The organism is Sphingomonas adhaesiva (assembly GCF_036946125.1).
In the GTDB taxonomy this organism is placed as follows: domain Bacteria; phylum Pseudomonadota; class Alphaproteobacteria; order Sphingomonadales; family Sphingomonadaceae; genus Sphingomonas; species Sphingomonas adhaesiva_A.
Genome location: NZ_JAQIJT010000001.1, coordinates 1,093,267 through 1,111,690 on the forward strand (window position 1 = coordinate 1,093,267; position 18,424 = coordinate 1,111,690).

At 71.2% G+C, this 18,424-nt stretch carries 16 protein-coding genes and 1 tRNA gene; 7 read left to right on the top strand and 10 right to left on the bottom strand.

Annotated features, from left to right (window positions below; translation table 11 throughout):
* Positions 1-16: 16 nt before the first annotated feature.
* Together PGN23_RS05240 and PGN23_RS05245 are read left to right on the top strand one after the other, a co-directional pair.
* Entirely contained in the window at positions 17-2,359 is a 2,343-nt protein-coding gene (locus tag PGN23_RS05240; protein ID WP_335301778.1) for a sensor histidine kinase, read from the top strand.
* Complete coding sequence (locus tag PGN23_RS05245) at positions 2,356-2,727, top strand: response regulator (protein ID WP_335301779.1); 372 nt, start codon at positions 2,356-2,358, stop codon at positions 2,725-2,727. The genes PGN23_RS05240 and PGN23_RS05245 overlap by 4 nt, the downstream gene beginning before the upstream one ends.
* Before the next feature lie 12 nt (positions 2,728-2,739).
* Here PGN23_RS05245 and PGN23_RS05250 read toward each other — a convergent pair whose 3' ends face one another.
* The 6 genes from PGN23_RS05250 to PGN23_RS05275 all read right to left on the bottom strand — a co-directional run bounded on the left by PGN23_RS05250 (position 2,740) and on the right by PGN23_RS05275 (position 6,182).
* A complete protein-coding gene (locus PGN23_RS05250; RefSeq protein WP_335302085.1) occupies positions 2,740-3,018 on the bottom strand; it encodes a UvrB/UvrC motif-containing protein in 279 nt (92 codons plus the stop codon).
* Between the two features lie 2 nt (positions 3,019-3,020).
* Positions 3,021-3,515 carry a DUF427 domain-containing protein gene (locus PGN23_RS05255; RefSeq protein ID WP_335301781.1) on the bottom strand — a complete coding sequence of 165 codons (495 nt, stop codon included), beginning with the start codon at positions 3,513-3,515 and terminating at the stop codon, positions 3,021-3,023.
* Complete coding sequence (locus tag PGN23_RS05260) at positions 3,512-3,907, bottom strand: thiol-disulfide oxidoreductase DCC family protein (RefSeq protein ID WP_335301783.1); 396 nt, start codon at positions 3,905-3,907, stop codon at positions 3,512-3,514. Before PGN23_RS05260 ends, PGN23_RS05255 begins: the two co-directional genes overlap by 4 nt.
* A 90-nt stretch (positions 3,908-3,997) precedes the next feature.
* Positions 3,998-4,072 (bottom strand) — tRNA-Thr (locus PGN23_RS05265).
* Positions 4,073-4,278: 206 nt separating this feature from the next.
* The gene (locus tag PGN23_RS05270; protein WP_335301784.1) at positions 4,279-4,419 is read right to left on the bottom strand and encodes a hypothetical protein; all 141 of its coding nucleotides are present in this window, start codon (positions 4,417-4,419) and stop codon (positions 4,279-4,281) included.
* Positions 4,383-6,182 (bottom strand): aminopeptidase P family protein, encoded by a 1,800-nt coding sequence (locus PGN23_RS05275; protein ID WP_335301785.1) that lies wholly within the window; start codon positions 6,180-6,182, stop codon positions 4,383-4,385. Before PGN23_RS05275 ends, PGN23_RS05270 begins: the two co-directional genes overlap by 37 nt.
* A gap of 288 nt (positions 6,183-6,470) precedes the next feature.
* Here PGN23_RS05275 and PGN23_RS05280 point away from each other — a divergent pair, with 288 nt between their 5' ends.
* The 4 genes from PGN23_RS05280 to PGN23_RS05295 all read left to right on the top strand — a co-directional run bounded on the left by PGN23_RS05280 (position 6,471) and on the right by PGN23_RS05295 (position 9,614).
* Entirely contained in the window at positions 6,471-7,040 is a 570-nt protein-coding gene (locus PGN23_RS05280) for an HNH endonuclease (RefSeq protein ID WP_335301786.1), read from the top strand.
* Positions 7,041-7,064: 24 nt separating this feature from the next.
* Positions 7,065-7,484, top strand: coding sequence for a hypothetical protein (locus PGN23_RS05285; RefSeq protein ID WP_335301787.1), 420 nt, complete (start codon positions 7,065-7,067; stop codon positions 7,482-7,484).
* Between the two features lie 211 nt (positions 7,485-7,695).
* Complete coding sequence (locus PGN23_RS05290) at positions 7,696-8,697, top strand: threonine aldolase family protein (RefSeq protein ID WP_335302086.1); 1,002 nt, start codon at positions 7,696-7,698, stop codon at positions 8,695-8,697.
* A gap of 5 nt (positions 8,698-8,702) precedes the next feature.
* Positions 8,703-9,614: a DMT family transporter gene (locus tag PGN23_RS05295; RefSeq protein WP_335302087.1), complete on the top strand. Its 912-nt coding sequence runs from the start codon at positions 8,703-8,705 to the stop codon at positions 9,612-9,614.
* Here the strand turns inward: PGN23_RS05295 and PGN23_RS05300 are convergent.
* Both PGN23_RS05300 and PGN23_RS05305 read right to left on the bottom strand, forming a co-directional pair.
* Positions 9,524-10,351, bottom strand: a complete 828-nt coding sequence (locus PGN23_RS05300; RefSeq protein ID WP_335301788.1) for an NAD(P)-dependent oxidoreductase — start codon at positions 10,349-10,351, stop codon at positions 9,524-9,526. The two genes, PGN23_RS05295 and PGN23_RS05300, sit on opposite strands and share 91 nt — an antisense overlap.
* A gap of 95 nt (positions 10,352-10,446) precedes the next feature.
* Positions 10,447-12,075 carry a M28 family peptidase gene (locus tag PGN23_RS05305; RefSeq protein WP_335301789.1) on the bottom strand — a complete coding sequence of 543 codons (1,629 nt, stop codon included), beginning with the start codon at positions 12,073-12,075 and terminating at the stop codon, positions 10,447-10,449.
* A 139-nt stretch (positions 12,076-12,214) separates the two neighbouring features.
* On the opposite strand from PGN23_RS05305, the gene pepN reads away from it, so the two are divergent.
* Positions 12,215-14,824 (top strand): aminopeptidase N, encoded by a 2,610-nt coding sequence (gene pepN, locus PGN23_RS05310; RefSeq protein WP_335301790.1) that lies wholly within the window; start codon positions 12,215-12,217, stop codon positions 14,822-14,824.
* A gap of 75 nt (positions 14,825-14,899) precedes the next feature.
* On the opposite strand, the gene PGN23_RS05315 is transcribed toward pepN, so the two are convergent.
* Together PGN23_RS05315 and ppc are read right to left on the bottom strand one after the other, a co-directional pair.
* Positions 14,900-15,355: an RES family NAD+ phosphorylase gene (locus PGN23_RS05315; protein ID WP_335301791.1), complete on the bottom strand. Its 456-nt coding sequence runs from the start codon at positions 15,353-15,355 to the stop codon at positions 14,900-14,902.
* Positions 15,356-15,691: 336 nt separating this feature from the next.
* Positions 15,692-18,370, bottom strand: coding sequence for a phosphoenolpyruvate carboxylase (gene ppc / locus PGN23_RS05320; protein ID WP_335301792.1), 2,679 nt, complete (start codon positions 18,368-18,370; stop codon positions 15,692-15,694).
* Positions 18,371-18,424 lie beyond the last annotated feature (54 nt).

An 18,424-nucleotide genomic window follows, 5' to 3' on the forward strand; every position in this document is an offset into this window, starting at 1 on the left:
ACGGCAACGCGTTTCGTTGCCGGTCAGGGCGCCGTCGCTGCGCCTGTTCCTGCTGGCGGCGGCGGCGGTGCCGCTCCTGCTGCTGGCGCTCGTCACCTGGCTCGACGCGGAATGGGACCATGCCGAGCTGGTCCGCGTCGCCGCCGAAACGTCGGCCGACCGGCGGGCGGCGCGCCTGACGCTGCTGTCGCGGCTGGTCGACGCCGAATCGGCGCAGCGCGGCTATCTGCTGACCGGCAACCCGGCGTTCCTGGGCCAGTACGAGCCGGCACGCCACGCCGCGGCCCGTCATATCGCGGCCTATCCGGCGGACCGGGCGATCGCGCCGCTGGTGGCGGCGAAGTTCGCCGAGCTCGATTCGACCATCGCGCTGTTTCGCCGCGGCGATCGCGAGGGCGCGGGGGCGGTCGTGGCGCAGGGCGGCGGGCGGCAGCTGATGCAGCGGCTGCGCGCGGCGCTGGGCCGCATGATCGCCGACGACGAGGCCCGCTACATCGCGCAGCGCGCCGCGTACCTGCGCGACCGCGATCGGCTGGAGAATTTGTTGTGGGGGGCGGGTGCGGCGCTGATCGCGCTGGTCGCGGCGGCGCTGCTGCATATGTGGCGGCTGCGGCGGCAGCGCCACGCCGCGCTGATCCGCGCCTTCGAATCGGCGGAGCGCAACGCCACCGTGCTGGACAGCACCACGGATGCGCTGCTGATCCTGAACCCCAGCGGCACGGTGGAGAGCATGAACGCCGCGGCGACGCGGATGCTGGGATACGGCCCGGCGGAGCTGGAGCGGCGCGACATCGCGACGGTCGTCGATCTGGCGCCGGGGCAGGGCAGCTTCCACCGCCGCATCGGCCTGGTCGACGGCCAGTTGCGCCGGGCGCTGTTCCCCGATCGCGCCGCCCGCCACCGCGACGGGCGCGAGGTGACGGTCGATGTCGCGATCGGGGTCATGCATCTGCCCAGCGGCGTGCATCTGGTGCTGTCGCTGCGCGACGTATCGGAACGCAAGCGCGTCGAACGGGTGAAGGACGAGCTGATGTCCACCGTCAGCCACGAGCTGCGCACGCCGCTGACCTCGGTCGTCGGATCGCTGGGGCTGCTGCGCGCCGGGGCGGCGGGCGACCTGCCCGACGACGCGGCGCGGCTGATCGACATCGCGGAGAACAACAGCCGCCGGCTGATCCGCCTCATCAACGACATGCTCGACATCGATCGCATCGAGTCGGGGCGGCTGGAGATCGCGCGCGCGCCGGTCGACCTGTGCGCGCTGCTCGACGAGGCGTGCGAGGGGAGCGAGGGGCTGGCGCGCGCGGCGGACGTGACGCTCGACGGCGTCCGCCCGCCCGATCCGGTGATCGTCACGGGCGACGCCGACCGGCTGCTTCAGGTCGCGACCAACCTGCTGTCCAACGCGATCCGCGCCGCGCCCGCCGGGTCGCGCGTCGGCCTGACGCTCAGCGTCGACGACGGGCGCGCGGCGATCGCGATCGACGATCGCGGACCCGGCATCCCGATCGCGTTCCGCGACCGCATCTTCGGCCGGTTCGAGCGCGCGACGCCGGACGACGGCGCGACGGGCACCGGGCTGGGCCTCGCCATCTCGCGCGAGATCGTGGCGCGCCACGGCGGCAGCATCTGGTTCGAGGATCGTGCCGGCGGCGGCACCCGCTTCGTCTTCGCGCTGCCGCTGACGCCGCACACCGATCGCGGCGCGCCGGGATGCGCCACCGTCCTCGTCTGCGAGGCGGACGAGGAGGCGGCGCGCGCGCTGGTCGCGCTCGTGGCGGAGGAGGGATGCGGCTACGACCTCGCGCATTCGGTCGCGGAGGCGTGCGACGCGATGGTGCGCCACCGCTACAGCGCGCTGTTGCTGGGCGCCGCCTTCGCCCCGGCGGGCGACTGGACGACGGCGGCGGTGCCGGTGGTCGTGGCCGGCGCGGAGCCCGCCGACACCGTCCGCGCCTTGCGCGCGGCCCTGTCATGCGGCCCGGCGGCGCGGCGGGTCGTCCTCCACCTCGACGACGACCGCGACCTGCTGGCGGTGGTCGCCGCCGCGCTGGAGCCGGAGGTGCGGGTCACGGCCGCGACCGATCTGGCCGCGGCGCGCGCGCTCCTGGCGCGGATCACGCCCGATCTCGCGATCCTGGATGTGAAGCTGGCGGTGGGGCTGGGCCCCGACCTGCTGCCGCTGCCCGCGCGCGACGGCCGCGCCGCCATCCCGACGATCATCTATTCGGCGCAGGACGTGCCCCCTGCTGTCGCGGCGCAGGTGGACGCGGTGGTGATGAAGGGCGGCGACACGCTGCCCCGGCTGAAGGCGACGGTCCGCCGTCTGCTGTACGGGGAGAAAGGAGGGCCGGCATGAAGCGGCTCGTGCTGCTGTACGTCGACGACGACGACGATATCCGCACGGTGGTGACGATGGCGCTGTCGCTCGACCCCGACATCGCCTTGCGCGCCGCCGCCTCCGGCGAGGAGGCGCTGACCGCGGTCGCGGCGGGCTTTCGCCCCGATGCGGTGGTGCTGGACGTGATGATGCCGGGGATGGACGGGCCGGCGCTGCTGGAGCGGCTGCGCCGGCTGCCCCCCACCGCGGCGACGCCGGTGATCTTCATGACCGCGCGCGGGCGGCAGGCCGACATCGACTTCTACCGCGCGCGCGGCGCGGCGGGGGTGATCGTCAAGCCGTTCGATCCGATCACGCTGGCGCAGCGGGTGCGTGCGCTGTTGTAGCGATGGTGCGGTTCACCGGCGGCGCGTGCCGCGTCCCTTCGTCATCGGATCGGGGCGCGGCGGCGGCGTCCAGCCGGGCGGCGGCGCGACGCGCTGCTGGCTGGTGCCCAGCCCCATCGCGCCAGGCCGCTGGCGCACCAGCCCTTCGGTGTCCGCGGCGGAGGCGGCCGCCGCGCTGGCGCCGCCGCGCATCAGCGTGATCCGGTCGCGCAGCCGCGACGCCTCCTCGAAATCGAGCGCGCGCGCGGCCGCCTCCATCCGCTCCTGCAACGCGGCGATCGACTCGGTCACCGTCACCAGCCCATGCTGCCGGGCACGCCCTTGAACGGCCCCGCAAGGTCGGCGGTGATCCATCCGCCGTAGAAGCCGCCGGGCTGCGCGCGCACGCGCTCGCCGTCGACGGTGCATTCGTCGAGCGGCGCGGCGTAGAAGGCGAGGTGATCGCGCAGCACCGCGAAGGCGGGGGTGGGGCTGGCATAGCTCCATGCCACGTCGCGCCATTCCCGGCCGTCGATGACGAGGTGCCAATAGGTCGCCTCCCCCTTCCACTCGCAAAAGGAGCGGCGATCCGAGCGGCGCAGCAGCCCCGCGTCGACGTCGGCGGGCGGAATGTACCAGCTGGGCGGATGGCTGGTCTCCAGCGTGCGCACCGCGGCGCGGGTGTCGGCGACGGTCAGCCCGCGGTGGCGGATGCGGACGTGGCGCTCGCTGGGTTCCGCGATCGCCGGGCGGGGATAGTCCCAGACGCTTTCCTGGCCGGGTGCGGGGGTATCGGGGTACGGCCTCATGCGGTCTTCTCCGTCAGCCAGCGCCGCAACCGGGGGCGGATACGCAGGAAGGCGACATAGGCGCGCTCCAGCACCGCCAGCACCGGCCGATGCCGTGCCAGCAGCCCCAGCGGGCGCAACGGCGGGATCGCCCGCCACATCGCGGCGAAGGCGGCGGCGCCCGACAGCAGCGGGCCGTCCCCCTCGCGCGCATGGAACCGCGCCAGCATCTGCGCGCGATCGATCGGGCAGGCGCCCGTCGTCGCATCGACGACGTCGATCCGCCCGCGACGATCCAGCCGCCGCATCAGCGCGATCTCGCGGCGGCACAGCGGGCACGCGGAATCGTACCACACGACCACGCGGGCGTCGGCGCGTGCCTTGGTGCGATCGGCGGCGACGGCGGTGGACATGCGGCGAGGATCCCTTCGCCACGCACAACGCGGCAGGCGGGGAAAGTTACCGGGCGGGGATGCCCCGCATCGACGGCGGGAGACGAAAAATGGTGCTGCCGGTGAGGATTGAACTCACGACCTCAGCCTTACCAAGGATGCGCTCTACCACTGAGCTACGGCAGCACTCACCACCTTCGCGGCGGGAGCGGGCCTAAGAGACGAGGGCGGGGCGATTGTCAAGGCGGATCGCGCGTATTAGCGTCGAAAAACCATGAGCGACCGGGACGAACGCGCCGAACGACTGGCGGCGCAACTGCGCGAGAACCTGAAGCGCCGTAAAGCGCAGAGCCGGGAGGGCGCCCGCGTCGCAGCGGACGATCGGGCGTCCGCTACGGGGCGGACGCCGCATAATGGCCCAGGCTGAAGGCGGCGGCGATCCCGGCCCAGGTGCCGAGCGACGCGGCCCCCATCAGCCCGGCGAATCCGGCCAGGATCAGCGTGCGACGGGCGAACACCTTGATGCGAGCCATGCTGCGTCCTCCGCGCCCAGCGCCGGTGCCAGTTCCGCGGCCACCCGGGCGTGATAGGCATTGAGCCACGACAGCTCGTCGTCCGTCAATAGGGCGGCCTCGATCAGGTCGCGGTCGATCGGCGCCAGCGTCAGCGTCTCGAACGCCAGCATCACCGCCTCGCCGCGGTCGATCGCCCGCTCGACCACCAGCAGCAGGTTCTCGATCCGGATGCCGTACTCGCCCGCCTTGTAATAGCCCGGCTCGTTGGAGAGGATCATGCCGGGCAGCAGCGGCTCGAACGGGGCGGGGCCGCCGTACGTGGGCTTGGCGATCCGCGCCGGGCCTTCGTGGACCGACAGGAAGCTGCCGACGCCGTGGCCGGTGCCGTGCGCGAAATCGAGCCCGGCCTGCCACAGCGGCGCGCGGGCGAGCGCGTCGAGCTGTGCGCCGCAGGTGCCGCGCGGGAAGACCGCGGTGGCGAGCGCGATATGCCCCTTGAGCACGCGGGTGAAGCGGTCGCGCATCTCCGCGGTCGGCGTGCCGATCGGGACGACGCGGGTCACGTCGGTGGTGCCGTCCTGATACTGGCCGCCCGAATCGATCAGATACAGCTGGCCCGGCTCGATCGGCAGGCTCGATTCGTCGGTGACGTGGTAATGCGGGATCGCGCCGTGCGGGCCGGTGGCGGAGATGGCGTCGAAGCTCAGGTCCCTGAGCACCCCCGTCTCCTGGCGGAAGGCGTGGAGGCGCGCGGCGGCGGACAGCTCGGTCTGTCCCCCCTTGGGCGCCTCGTCCGCGATCCAGCGCAGGAAGCGCGACAGCGCGGCGCCGTCGCGGATCGAGGCGGCGCGGTGGCCCGCGATCTCGACCGGGTTCTTGGTCGCCTTCGCCAGCACGATCGGATCGCGCAATGCCAGCGCGGTGCCGCCGGCCCGCTCCACCGCATCGAAGATCGCCGACACGGCGAAGCCGGGGTCGATCGCGACGCGCTTGCCCGCCAGCTGCGACAGCGCGGGGGCGAAGGCGGCGCGGTCGTGGACGCGCACGGCGTTGCCCAGATGCTCGGCGACCTGCGGCGTCATCTTCTCGGGCGCGACGAACAGGTCGGCGGTGCCGTCGGCATGGACGATCGTATAAGCGAGCGCGACCGGGGTGCGCGACACGTCCGCGCCGCGGACGTTGAGCAGCCAGGCGATCGAATCGAGCGCGGCGACGACCGCGGCATCCGCGCCGACCTCGCCCAGCCAGTCGGCGACCTCGGCGCGCTTGCTGGCGGACGAGCGGCCGGCGACGGCGTCGGGCTGGACGGTCAGCGCCGCGTCGGAGGGGGCGGGGCGGTCGGGCCAGATCGCGTCGACCGGATTGCCGTCGACCGCGACCAGCGTCGCCCCGACCGTCGCCAGCGCGGCGCGCGCCTCCTCGACCCAGGCGCGGGTGTGGAGCCAGGGGTCGTAGCCGATCCGCGCGCCGTCCGCGGCATGCTCGCCCAGCCAGGCGGCGACGCTGGTGTCGGGGACGCCGACGAACTGCCAGTCGTCGGCGGACACCTGCTCGCGGACCTGGATCGTGTAGCGGCCGTCGGTGAAGATCGCTGCCTCCTGCGGCAGGACGACGGCGGTGCCGGCGGACCCCTGGAACCCGGTCAGCCAGGCGAGCCGCTGCGCATAGGCGCCGACATACTCGCTCATATGCTCGTCGGTGAGGGGGACGACGAAGCCGTCGAGCCGGTCGCGCGACAGCTGGTCGCGGAGGGCGGCGAGGCGGGCGGAGTGGGTCGACATGATGGTTCCAGGATTCAGAGGTCGTCGCCCTCACCCTTCCGCGGCTCCGCCGCTCCTTCCCTCTCCCGCCAGGAGAGGGAAGGAGCCCGCCGCCGCAGGCGGTGGGAAGGGTGAGGGCGACATAGCTGCTTCCCTGCTGCCACACTCGCCCCGCCGCCGCCAGTCCGAACCCCCCAAGCCCCTTCCCCTCGAAGCCTTGACCCCATCACCCCAGCTGTCATCATGCCGTCACGCCGCTGCGCGACAGGCGGCGTGCGCAAGAGCGGAAAGAGAGGGGGACGTCGACACGTGTTCCATCCCGACCTGATCCGGCACCCGGACAGCTGTCCGACCCTGGTGCTGAACGCCGATTACACGCCGTTGTCCTATTATCCCCTGAGCATCTGGCCGTGGCAGACCGCGGTGAAGGCTGTGTTCCTCGACCGCGTCGACATCGTCGCGCATTACGAGCGCGAGGTGCGCAGCCCGACGCGCACGATGCAACTGCCCTCGGTCATCGCGCTGAAGCAGTTCGTGAAGCCGTCGCAATTCCCGGCCTTCACGCGGTTCAACCTGTTCCTGCGCGATACCTTCGCCTGCCAATATTGCGGCAGCGCGGCGCGCGAGCTGACGTTCGACCATGTCATTCCGCGCGCGCAGGGCGGGCGGACGACGTGGGAGAATGTCGTCACCGCCTGCGCGCCGTGCAACCTGAGGAAGGGCGGGCGCACCCCGCGGCAGGCGGCGATGCCGCTGCCGATCGAGCCGATCCGCCCGACCAGCTGGCAGCTGCAGGAGCACGGCCGCCGCTTCCCGCCGAATTATCTGCATGCCACGTGGCGCGACTGGCTCTACTGGGACGTCGAACTGGAAGCTTGAGCAAGGGGCCGCACGGGCATGAGAATGATGATGGTGGCGGTGAGCGCGCTGGCGCTGGCCGCCTGCTCGCGCGGCGAGCCGGAGACGGCGCAGGCGAACGACGAGGTGCTGGCCAATTACGTGCCGCCGTTCGTGATGTCGCGGCTCGACTTCGGCGGGGTGGTGGAGCGCCGCTTCCGCCGGCTGGACGTCAATCAGGACGACAAGCTGACGCGCAACGAACTGCCCAAGAGGTTGCAGGCGCGCTTCGACGAGATCGATCGCGATCGCAACGGCGCGATCTCCAACGAGGAATGGAGCACGTGGATGCTGGCGCGCTTCGACGCGCAGGACGCCAACCACGACGGCAGCGTGACCAGCGACGAGCGCGAACGCGCGCGCGAGCTGCGGGATACCGACCTGCCCACCCCGGCGGACGAGCCGGTCGGCAACGCGACGAAATAGGATGCGGATCGAAGCGTTTCTTCGTCACCCCGGGCTTGACCCGGGGTCCCGCTGTTCTTGGGCGACGTGGCGGAAGAAGCGGGACCCCGGGTCAAGCCCGGGGTGACGATCAGCAGGACGATCTGCCTCGGCGATGTCAGGCTGGATCCACCTGCTCGCCGACAACGTCAGCGATATTGACCTGCCGCGCGCCCTGTCCGACAGCGCGGTGATGCGCTTCTTTTCCGACAATGCCGCCCCGGTCCATCCCGCGGTGCTGCGCGCCATGGCCGCCGCCGACGAACTCGACACCGCCTATGACGGCGACCGCTGGTCGAAGCGGCTGGACGAGCGCTTCTCCGACCTGTTCGACACGCCCGTCCGCGCGCTCTGGGTGCCCAGCGGCACCGCCGCCAACTGCCTCGCGCTCGCCGCCTTGTGCCCGCCGCACGGCGCGGTCGTGTGCCACCGCGACGCGCATATCCAGAACGACGAATGCGGCGCGCCCGAATTCTACACCCACGGCGCCAAGCTGATGCTGGCCGACGGCGATGGCGCGAAGATGACGCCGGGCACGGCGGAGGCGGTGCTCGGCCTCGCGCGCTACGACGTGCACCAGCAGCGCCCGCACGCGATCTCGATCACCAACGCGACCGAATATGGCCGCGTGTACACCCCCGACGAAACCGCCGCGATCGGCGACGTCGCGAAGGCTCGCGGGCTCGGCTTCCACCTCGACGGCGCGCGGTTCGCGAATGCCGTGGCGGCGACCGGCGCGCATCCCGCGGACCTGACGTGGCGCGCGGGCGTCGATGCGCTCAGCTTCGGCTTCGTCAAGAACGGGGGGATGAACGCGGAGGCGCTCGTGTTCTTCCGTCCCGAACTCGCCGAGGACACGCTGTTCCGCCGCAAGCGCGCCGGGCTGCTGCTGTCGAAGGGGCGCTATCTCGCCGCGCAGCTGTTCGCGATGCTCGACGACGACGTGTGGCTCGACTGCGCACGTGCCAGCAACGCGGGCGCGGCGATGCTGGCGCAGGCGGCGGGCGGGCGGCTGGTCCACGGCGTCGAGGCGAACGAGGTGTTCCTGCGCGTCACCCCGCAGGAGGCCGCGGCGCTGCGGGCGAAGGGGTTCGATTTCTACGACTGGGGGCCGGGCGAGGCGCGGCTGGTCATCAGCTGGAACCAGCGCGAGGACGTCATCCGCCCGCTGGCCGACGCCATCGCGGCGCTTTGACCGGGATGCAGGATCGCCCCAACAGCACCCGGGCGGCGGTGCTGATCCCGTTCTTCACGGTCGTCATGATCTGGGGATCGACGTGGATCGTCATCCGCCACCAGCTGGGCGTGGTGCCGCCGAGCTGGTCGGTCTGCTATCGCTTCGTCGTCGCGGGCGTCGTGTTGCAGGCGGTGACATGGACACGGCGCGAGGTGGTGACGCGCGATGCCGCGTTCTGGCGGTTCGCGGCGCTGCTCGGGCTGTTCCAGTTCGTGCTCAACTTCAACTTCGTCTACCGCGCGGAGCAATATATCACCTCCGGGCTGGTGGCGGTCGTCTTCGCGCTGCTGCTGATCCCCAATGCGCTGATGGCGCGCATCTTCCTGGGTCAGCGGCTGGGGCGGCAGCTGGCGATCGGATCGGCGATCGCGATGGCGGGCGCGGGGCTGCTGTTCGTGCAGGAGGCGCGCGCCGATCCCACCGCGGCGGATCGCACGCTGATCGGGATCGCGCTCACCCTGTGTGCGATCGTCTCGGCGTCGTCGGCCAATATCATGCAGGCGACGAAGACCGCGACCCGCTATCCGATGGTGCCGACGCTGGCTACCGCGATGCTGATCGGCGCGGCGCTCGACGGCGCCTGGGCGTGGATCACGACCGGGCCGCCGGTGTTCGACCCGCGCCCGTCCTATATCGCGGGGGTGCTGTACCTGGGCATCGTCGCCTCCAGCCTCGCCTTCACGCTCTATTTTCGCGTGATCCGCGCGATCGGGCCGGCGAAGGCGGCGTATAACGGCGTGATCGTGCCGGTGATCGCGATGCTGCTGTCGACGCTGCTGGAGGGCTATCGCTGGTCGCCGCTGGCGATCGGCGGCGCGGCGCTGGCGGGGGTCGGGCTGGTCGTGGCGCTCAGCGCGCGCAGGCCGGCGAGATAATCGGGGTAGCGCGGGCGCCAGCCGAGCACCCGCTTCGCCTTGCCATTGGCGACGCGGCGGTTCTCCGCATGGAACGCGCGCGCGGCGGGGCTGAGCGCGGTGAGCGGCACGATATCGGGCGCCGCGACGCCGAGCAGGCGTGCGGCATGCTCGATCACCGCGTCCTGCGGCGCGGGCAGGTCGTCGGAGAGATTGTAGGCGCCCGGCGGCGCGTCGAACCCCGCCACCACCCCGCTGGCGATATCGACGACATGGACGCGGCTGAACACCTGCCCCGCCACCCCGGTGCGGTTCGCCTTGCCCTCCGCCACGCGGTCCAGCGCGGATCGCGCGGGGCCGTAGATGCCCGGCAGCCGGAACACGCGCGCGCCCAGCACCAGCCAGGCCGCGTCCGCCGCATTGCGCGCGGGGCGCCGGCCGCGGTCGGCGGGGGCGCTTTCGTCCACCCATGCGCCGCCGGTATCGCCGTACACGCCGGTGGAGGACAGATAGCCGAGCCACCGCCCCGCCAGCAGGTCGCCGTAGCGCGCCAGTACGGGATCGCCCGCCCCTTCGTCCGGGGGGACGGAGGACAGCACATGCGTCGCCGCCGCCACGCCGGCGCGCACCGCATCCGCGTCGTCGAAGCGGATCGTGCCGCCGCGCCCGTCGCGTGTCGTCGCCAGCACCGCGTCGCCCGCGGCGTCGGCGATCGCGCCGGCGGCATAGCCGAGGCCGAAGACGAACAGCCGTGTCATGTCATCCTCTTTCGTCGTCCTGCCGGAACCCTGGACCCCGGAACAAGTCCGGGGTGACAACACAAGTCCCGGGTCGAGCCCGCGGTGACGGTCGCTCACTTCGCCATCGGCCCACCATACAGCGTGCCGAAATAATCCCCCTTGTTCCACCGCGGGCGATCGGCCGCATCGGCGATCTCGCGTGCGATGCGGTAGTTGGCGTCGACGAAGCGGACGCCCTGATCCCACAGGATCGGCTGCGACAGATCGTCGCACGGGCGATGATAGCAGCGCGACATGAACGCCTCGAACGCGGCCTTGCCCGGCCCCTTCATCCCCGGCCAGAGGAAGATCGAGGGCACGCCCTTGCGCACGAAATTGTAATGGTCCGACCGCACGAAGATCGACATCTCCGGGATCGGATCGGGGGACAGCGTGACGCCCAGCGCCGCGGTGGCGCGCGCGATGATCGGGCCCAGCGTGGAGCGGTCGCCGCCGAACGCGATCATGTCCTGGAACGGATAGGTCAGCACCGGCATGTCGAGGTTCACGTCCGCGACCACATCGGCGATCGGCACCGGGGGATGGTTGACGAACCAGTCGCTGCCGACCAGCCCCTTTTCCTCCGCGGTGACGGCGAGGAACAGGATGCTGCGCTTCGGCGCGGTGCCCGCCGCCTTGAAGCGCTTCGCCTCCTCGATCAGGCTGGCGATGCCGATCGCGTCGTCGAGCGCGCCGTTGTAGATCGCGTCGCCGTCGACCGGCTTGCCCACGCCGACATGGTCGAGGTGGGCGGAGAGGACGACGACTTCCTTGGCGAGGGCGGGGTCGCTGCCGGGCAGCATCCCCACCACGTTGCTGCTGGCGAAGGGGCGGAAGGTGGTGGCGGTGTCCACCGCCAGCGTCCCCTTCGCCTCGACGGGCTTCACCATCCGTCCCGCCTGTCGCACCAGCGGCCAGCGCGCGCCGAACAGCTTGGCCGCGCCCGCGGGCGACAGCGTGGCGAGCAGCGGGATCGGCACGCCGCCCCCGCCGACGCCCGCCGGGGTCGCCCAGGTCACCCGCTCGCCCGCGAACCCATCCTTCGTCGCGGCGAAGGTCGGCGAGCCGCGCGACGCCGCGCGCAGGTCGGCGAGCGCGATCGCCCCCACCGCGCCGTGCGCCGCCGCCGCGCGCAGCCGCGCGTCCGCCCCGCCGAAGGTCGCCGCCACCTCGCTCGGCAGCCCGGCGGGCGCGCCGCCGACATAGGCGACGATCTTCCCGCGCACGTCGATGCCGCGATACGCGTCGAGGCCGTAGGCCGGCGCCTCCAGCCCGTGCCCGACGAAGACCACCGGGGCCGCGATCCGCGTCGTCGCCGCACCGGGATCGGCGGCGGGGATGTAATCGCTGCCGAAGACGAGCGGGCGCGCCGCGCCGCCGGCGGGCGTCCACCTCAGCATGCCCTCGCCCGCGGGCTTGTAGCCGAGCAGCTTTACCGCCTGCAGATAGCCGCCGTCGTCGCCCATCGGGCGCAGTCCGGCGGCGTAGAATTGCGCCGCGACATATTGCGCGGCGATGTCATATTCTCCCGACCCCGCATCGCGCCCGCGCATCGCATCGGAGGCGAGGAACATGACATGCGCCTTCATCGCCGCCTGATCGGCGGGGAGGGAGGCGGGGGTCTGGGGGGCCGTCTGGGGGGCGGTCTGGGCCAGGGCCGGGGTGGCGAGGAGGGCGAGGGCGAGCGGAAGCATGCGAACCATCGTGGCACCCTAGCCGGAAAGCCCGATGGATTGAACGTGCGCATTTCCCCTCCGTCCGGGGTGACGGGTGCTGCGGGAAAGCACGTGCCTTCCAACTCCACGGTGGGAACCGCACGCCCGCCGGTCTATACCCCCGTTCATGGCCGACGCTCGCTCCACCCCCGCCCTTCCTGCCGTCACGCGGCGCAGCGACTATGCGCCGCCCGAGTGGCTGGTGCCGCAGGTCGCGCTCGACTTCGCGCTCGATCCGTCGGCCACGCGGGTGCGCGCCCGGCTGGAGGTGGTGCGCGGCGGCGCGCATGCCGCGCCGCTGCGGCTCGACGGCGCCGGGCAGGAACCGCTGGCGGTGACGGTCGACGGCGTCGCGGTCGACGACTGGACGCTCGACGGCGAGCAGCTGGTGATCCCGCTGACCGGCGACGCGCATGTGGTCGAGACCGAGGTGGTCATCGCACCGGACCGCAATACCCAGCTGATGGGGCTGTATGCGTCGGGCGGCAACCTGTGCACGCAATGCGAGGCGGAGGGCTTCCGCCGCATCACCTATTTCCCCGACCGCCCCGACGTGCTGGCGACCTACCGCGTGCGGATGAGCGCGGACAAGGCGCGCTTCCCCGTCCTGCTCGCCAACGGCGATCCGGTGGCGTCGGGCGACGGCGACGACGGCACGCACTGGGCGGAGTGGCACGATCCCTGGCCCAAGCCGTCGTACCTGTTCGCGCTGGTGGCGGGCGAGCTGACGGTCAACCGCGATACGTTCGTCACCCGGTCCGGGCGGACGGTGCAACTCGGCATCTGGGTGCGCGCCGCCGACGCGGCGAAGACCGACCACGCGCTCGCCGCGCTGAAGCTGTCGATGGCGTGGGACGAGCGCGTCTATGGCCGCGAATATGACCTGGACGTGTTCAACATCGTCGCGGTCGACGATTTCAATTTCGGCGCGATGGAGAACAAGGGGCTGAACATCTTCAACAGCCGCTACATCCTGGCCGATCCCGACACCGCGACCGATTACGATTACGACGCCATCGCCGCGGTGGTGGCGCACGAATATTTCCACAATTGGTCGGGCAACCGCATCACCTGCCGCGACTGGTTCCAGCTGAGCCTGAAGGAAGGCTTCACCGTCTATCGCGATCAGGGCTTCTCCGCCGATCAGGGATCGCCTGCGGTGCGCCGGATCGAGGATGTGCGCGCGCTTCGCGCGGCGCAGTTCCCGGAGGACGCCGGACCGCTGGCGCACCCCGTGCGCCCGGAAAGCTATATCGAGATCAGCAACTTCTACACCGCCACCATCTATAACAAGGGCGCGGAGCTGATCCGCATGATGGCGACGATGCTGGGGGCGCAGCGCTTCCGCGCCGCCACCGATCTGTATTTCGAGCGGTTCGACGGCACCGCCGCGACGTGCGAGGATTTCGTGCGCTGCATGGAGGAGGCCGGCGACATCGACCTGTCGCAGTTCCGGCTGTGGTACAGCCAGGCCGGCACCCCGCGCGTCTCCGCCACGCTGGAGCATCAGCCGGGGAGCGGGCGCGCGACGCTGAACCTGGCGCAGAAGGTGCCCGACACGCCCGGCCAGTCGAACAAGTCGCCGCAGGTGCTGCCCCTGAAGCTACGCCTGTTCGGCGCGGAGACGGGCCAGCCGCTGAGCGACGAGCAGCTGTTCGTCCTCTGCGAATCCTACGCCAGCGTCACGTTCGAGACCGTGACCGAGCGCCCGGTCGTCTCGCTCAACCGCGGCTTCTCCGCGCCGGTGGTGGTGGAAAGCGACCGCTCCGCCGCCGACCTCGCCTTCCTGGCGCGGCACGACGACGATCCCTTCGCCCGGTACGAGGCGATGCAGCAGCTGATGCTTGACACGCTGGTCGCCGCCACGATCGAGGGGGAGGCGGACCATGACCCGGTGATCCGGGCGGTCGCGGACACGCTGGACGATGCGCTCGACGATACCGGGCTGGACCGCGCGTTCGTCGCGGAGGCGGTGCTGCTGCCCGCGGAGAGCTTCATCGGCGACCAGCTGTCGAGCGTCGATCCGGAGGCGATCTTCCAGGCGCGCGAGGCGCTGCGCCGCGACATGGCCCGCGCGCTCGACGCCCGCTGGCGCGCGGCGTGCGACCCGGCGACGATCCGTCCCTATGCCTATACGCCCGGGGACAAGGGCGTGCGCCGCCTGCGCAACGTCGCGCTCGGCTATGTCGCGGCATCGGGCGCCGCGGACGCCGCCGCGCTCGCCTATGCGCAATTCGAGGGCGCGGACAATATGACCGACCGGCAGGGGGCGCTCACCGCGCTGGCGGGCGGCACCTCGGCGGAGCGCGATGCCGCGCTCGACATCTTCTACCATCGCTATGCCGGTAACGCGCTGGTGCTCGACAAATGGTTCCAGACGCAGGCGCTGTCGAGCCGCGCCGATACGCCGCGGCTGGTGGCGGAACTGGCCGAGCATCCCGACTTCACGCTCGCCAACCCCAATCGCGCGCGCGCGCTGGTCGGGGCGTTCGCGGTGAACCAGCGCGCCTTCCACGCCGCGGGCGGCGCGGGCTATGTCTGGCTCGCCGACCAGCTGCTGGCGCTCGACGCGCTCAACCCGCAGACCGCGGCGAAGCTGCTCCCCCCGCTCGGCCGCTGGCGCCGCTTCGACCCGGCGCGCGCCGCGCTGATGCGCGCGCAGCTGGAGCGGATCGTGTCGGCCCCGGGTATCAGCAAGGACCTGTTTGAACAGGCATCGAAATCACTGGAGGGGTGAGGGGAGGCTACGCCGCGGGGATGTCCCGTATGGGATGGTGAAATGGGAAAGCGCCTTTGCGCTTGGGGCCGAACGTCATCGCGCGATATGATCGGATGCTTCTCCGAACGTGTTCAGGCATTCCGGCCTGAACACGACGACGTGCGAAAGATCGGGCCGGGATCGCGAGGAGTAGAGCATCGCATCTGCCCCCAAATTCCGTGCCTCATCCGAAAACAGCCAGGTGGGCGAATGCTCGCCGGCGCTTCTCAGGTCCTGCCAGACGATTGAGGCCGATGGCATACCTCGCGCATCGACCACCCGTGCTGCCGTCAAACGCATTGGGATCAGCACGCGTTCGACACCATCCCGCAAGTAGCGTTGGATCGCGACGATTGCTCCTTCTGCACTGAGGGAAGCATAGGCGGCGACCTGTCCGGAATGATGAAAGCGTCCCTCCGGGGCAGAGGCCGGAATTGCAGGTTGGGCCGCTAGCCCTTTCGGCAACAGGCGCCAGACGGGACCGTCAAACGAGATGATCGGTAAAACCATGAGGGCGGGATAGCCCGATCTGTACCGATGGAGCCAGTTCCCATAAACGAACCCGTTACGGGAGACATGGCTCCAAAACCCAACCGACTGAAGCCCGCCCGCCTCGGCGTCCCGAAACGTGTTCCCGTTCACCCCATCCCGAAACCGCCCGCCCACGACGGCAAAACGGGACGTAACCCCGAAAGCCGCTGTCCTACACGCCCCGCATCTGTCATCGTCCGGACGCTCTTTCTCCGCGTCGTCCCCCATTCTCACCGCCAGCGCCCGGTCCGGCGCATCGCGGGGAAGCGGTTTCGACGCCGACGTGGCGTAAACTTTGTCAACTTCCGGCGCGCGTCACCCCGAATTGCGCAGCGCGGTCGCGATCGCGTTGATCGACAGCAGGATGCCGTGGCGCACGCGCTCGTCGTCCTCGCCCGCACGGTGGCGCTTCATCAGCTCGATCTGGAGCAGGTTGAGCGGCTCGATATAGGGCAGCCGCAGCCGGATCGAGGCGTCGAGCGCGGCGTGCTTCTCCAGCAGATGCGCCTGCCCCGTCACCTCCAGCAGCCCGTCGTGCGTCTGGCGCCAGCCGTCGCGGATGCGACCGAAGACATGGTCGCGAAGCGCCGCGTCCTCGACCAGCCCGGCATAGCGCTCCGCGATCCCCATGTCGGACTTGGCGAGCACCATCTCCATGTTCGCCAGCGTCGCGGCGAACAGCGGCCAGCCCTGCGCCATGTCCTTCAGCAGCGCGCGGTCCTCGAACCCGGCGATCGCCTGTCCCACGCCGTACCAGCCCGGCAGCATCACGCGCGCCTGTGCCCAGCTGAACACCCAGGGGATGGCGCGCAGGTCCTCGATCGCGTCGGATTTCTTGCGGCTGGCCGGGCGGCTGCCGATCTTGAGCCCGGCGATCTCCGCGATCGGCGTCATCTGGCGGAAGAAGGTACGGAAGTCCTCCGTCTCGTACACCAGCCCGCGATAGGCGCGGAACGCGGCGTCGGACAGCCAGTCCATCGCCGCCGCGAACGTGGCGTTGTCGCCGTTCGACAGATGCGCCGGCTCCAGGCTGGCGAGCAGCGTGGCCGAGGCCATCGCCTCCAGATTGGTCGTGGCACTCTCGCGCGTGCCGTATTTGCCCGCGATCACCTCGCCCTGTTCGGTGATGCGGATGCGCCCCTGCACCGTCCCCGGCGGCTGTGCGCGGATCGCGGCGAAGCTGCTGCCGCCGCCGCGCCCCACCGCGCCGCCGCGGCCGTGGAACAGCTGCATGCCGATGCCCGCCGCCTCGAACACCGGGCGCAGCGCGGTCGAGGCGCGCGACAGCTGCCAGGTCGAGGTCAGGTAGCCGCCGTCCTTGTTGCTGTCCGAATAGCCGATCATCACCTCCTGATGCCCGCGGGCGCGCGCGATCGCGCGCACCTCCGGGATCGCGAACCATTCGGTCATGATCGCGGGCGCGGCCTCCAGATCCTCGATCGTCTCGAACAGCGGCACGGCCATCACGGCGGCGGACGCCGCTTCCCCGTTCGCAGGCTGGTACAGGCCGACTTCCTTCAGGAGCAGGTGCACCTCCAGAAGGTCCGACACCGACTTCGTCATCGACACGATATACTGGCGGATGCACGCCGGGCCGTAGGCGGCATGCGCGTCGGCCGCCGCCTGCACGATCGCCAGTTCGGACGCGGTGTCCTCCGAATAATGCGCGAACCGGCTGGTCAGCGGGCGCGGCGTCGCCAGTTCCTGCCGCAGCAGCATGACGCGCGCCTCCTCGCCGAGCGCGGTGTAATCGTCGCACACGCCGGCCTTGGCGAGCATCTCCGCGACCACCTGCTCATGCACCGCGCTGTTCTGGCGCAGATCGAGCGTGGCGAGGTGGAAGCCGAACACCTCGACCGCGCGGATCAGCCGGCCGATCGCGCCGCCGGTGCCCAGCAGGCCGCCGCCGTCCGCCCCCAGCGGTCGCGCGATCGTCACCAGATCGGCCCGCAGCGCGGCGGGATCGGGATAGGGCTCGCCCGCCAGATGCCCCGGACGCGGCGCGGGCTGCCCGGTCAGTTGCCGGTAGGTCGCGGCGACGCGTGCATAGATGCCCGACAGCGCACGGCGATACGGCTCGTCGCTGCGGCTCTCGGCGACATCGCCGCTCGCCTCCGCCAGTTCCAGGACGCCGGCATCGACCGTCGCATGGCCCGCGGAGATCGACAGCTCCGCCCCCATCGCGTGCAGCTGGTCCAGGTAATAGCCCAGCACCGCCTGCGCCGCCTTGGCGAGCGCGGTGCGCAAGCTGTCCGCGGTGACGAAGGGGTTGCCGTCGCGGTCGCCGCCGATCCAGCTGCCCGGCCGCAGGAAGGCGGGCACGCGCTCGCCCATCGCGCGGTCCCACCGCTGATAGAGCGCGGGGATGACCGGCAGGAACACATCACGCAGATAGCTGAGCGCGGTATCGACCTCGTCCACCACGTACAGCCGCTCGCGCCGCAGCACGCGGGTCTGCCACAGCAAAGCGACCTGGCGCACGATCGCCTCGTCCACCTGGTCGCCGTCCGGGGTCGCCTCCACCCCGCGGTCGCGCATCGCCATCAGCTGCGCGATGCGGTTGCGGTGGTCGATCATGCTCTTGCGCCGCACCTCGGTCGGGTGGGCGGTCAGCACCGGCGCGATCAGCCCGTCGCCCAGCAGCGCCATCACCTGATCGCGGCCGATCCCCGCGGCCTCCAGCCGGGCGAGCGCGGCGGCGAGGTCGGCGCCTTCCTCCGCGGCGATGCCCTGCCGGTCCTCCGCCAGATTGGCGAGCATCGAGAACAGCATGAAGCCGCGGACGAAATCGAGCGTCTCGTCGAGGTCGAGCGTGCCCAGCTCCGCGTCGGGGCGCGCATCGTGGTTGCCGCGGTGCCGCTCGACGGAGGCGGAGCGGATCGCCTCGGTCCGCTCGTACAATTTGTCGCCGCCATAGGCGCGGATCACATCGCCCAGCACGCGGCCGAGATAGCGGACATCGGGATTGTTCGTGATCGGGGGCAGCGTGCTCATGGCGGGTATTGCTGCGCCGCAACAGCGCCCCGGTCAACCGGACGCAGACGTCAG

Bases quoted from the DNA above. Each gene is read 5' to 3' on its own strand.
- PGN23_RS05300 (WP_335301788.1), bottom strand. From the start codon at position 10,351: ATGACACGGCTGTTCGTCTTCGGCCTCGGCTATGCCGCCGGCGCGATC.
- PGN23_RS05270 (WP_335301784.1), bottom strand. From the start codon at position 4,419: ATGGCTCGCATCAAGGTGTTCGCCCGTCGCACGCTGATCCTGGCCGGA.
- PGN23_RS05255 (WP_335301781.1), bottom strand. From the start codon at position 3,515: ATGAGGCCGTACCCCGATACCCCCGCACCCGGCCAGGAAAGCGTCTGG.
- ppc (WP_335301792.1), bottom strand. From the start codon at position 18,370: ATGAGCACGCTGCCCCCGATCACGAACAATCCCGATGTCCGCTATCTC.
- PGN23_RS05285 (WP_335301787.1), top strand. From the start codon at position 7,065: ATGATGATGGTGGCGGTGAGCGCGCTGGCGCTGGCCGCCTGCTCGCGC.
- PGN23_RS05245 (WP_335301779.1), top strand. From the start codon at position 2,356: ATGAAGCGGCTCGTGCTGCTGTACGTCGACGACGACGACGATATCCGC.
- PGN23_RS05290 (WP_335302086.1), top strand. From the start codon at position 7,696: ATGCGCTTCTTTTCCGACAATGCCGCCCCGGTCCATCCCGCGGTGCTG.
- PGN23_RS05305 (WP_335301789.1), bottom strand. From the start codon at position 12,075: ATGGTTCGCATGCTTCCGCTCGCCCTCGCCCTCCTCGCCACCCCGGCC.
- PGN23_RS05295 (WP_335302087.1), top strand. From the start codon at position 8,703: ATGCAGGATCGCCCCAACAGCACCCGGGCGGCGGTGCTGATCCCGTTC.
- PGN23_RS05260 (WP_335301783.1), bottom strand. From the start codon at position 3,907: ATGTCCACCGCCGTCGCCGCCGATCGCACCAAGGCACGCGCCGACGCC.
- PGN23_RS05315 (WP_335301791.1), bottom strand. From the start codon at position 15,355: ATGGTTTTACCGATCATCTCGTTTGACGGTCCCGTCTGGCGCCTGTTG.
- PGN23_RS05275 (WP_335301785.1), bottom strand. From the start codon at position 6,182: ATGTCGACCCACTCCGCCCGCCTCGCCGCCCTCCGCGACCAGCTGTCG.
- pepN (WP_335301790.1), top strand. From the start codon at position 12,215: ATGGCCGACGCTCGCTCCACCCCCGCCCTTCCTGCCGTCACGCGGCGC.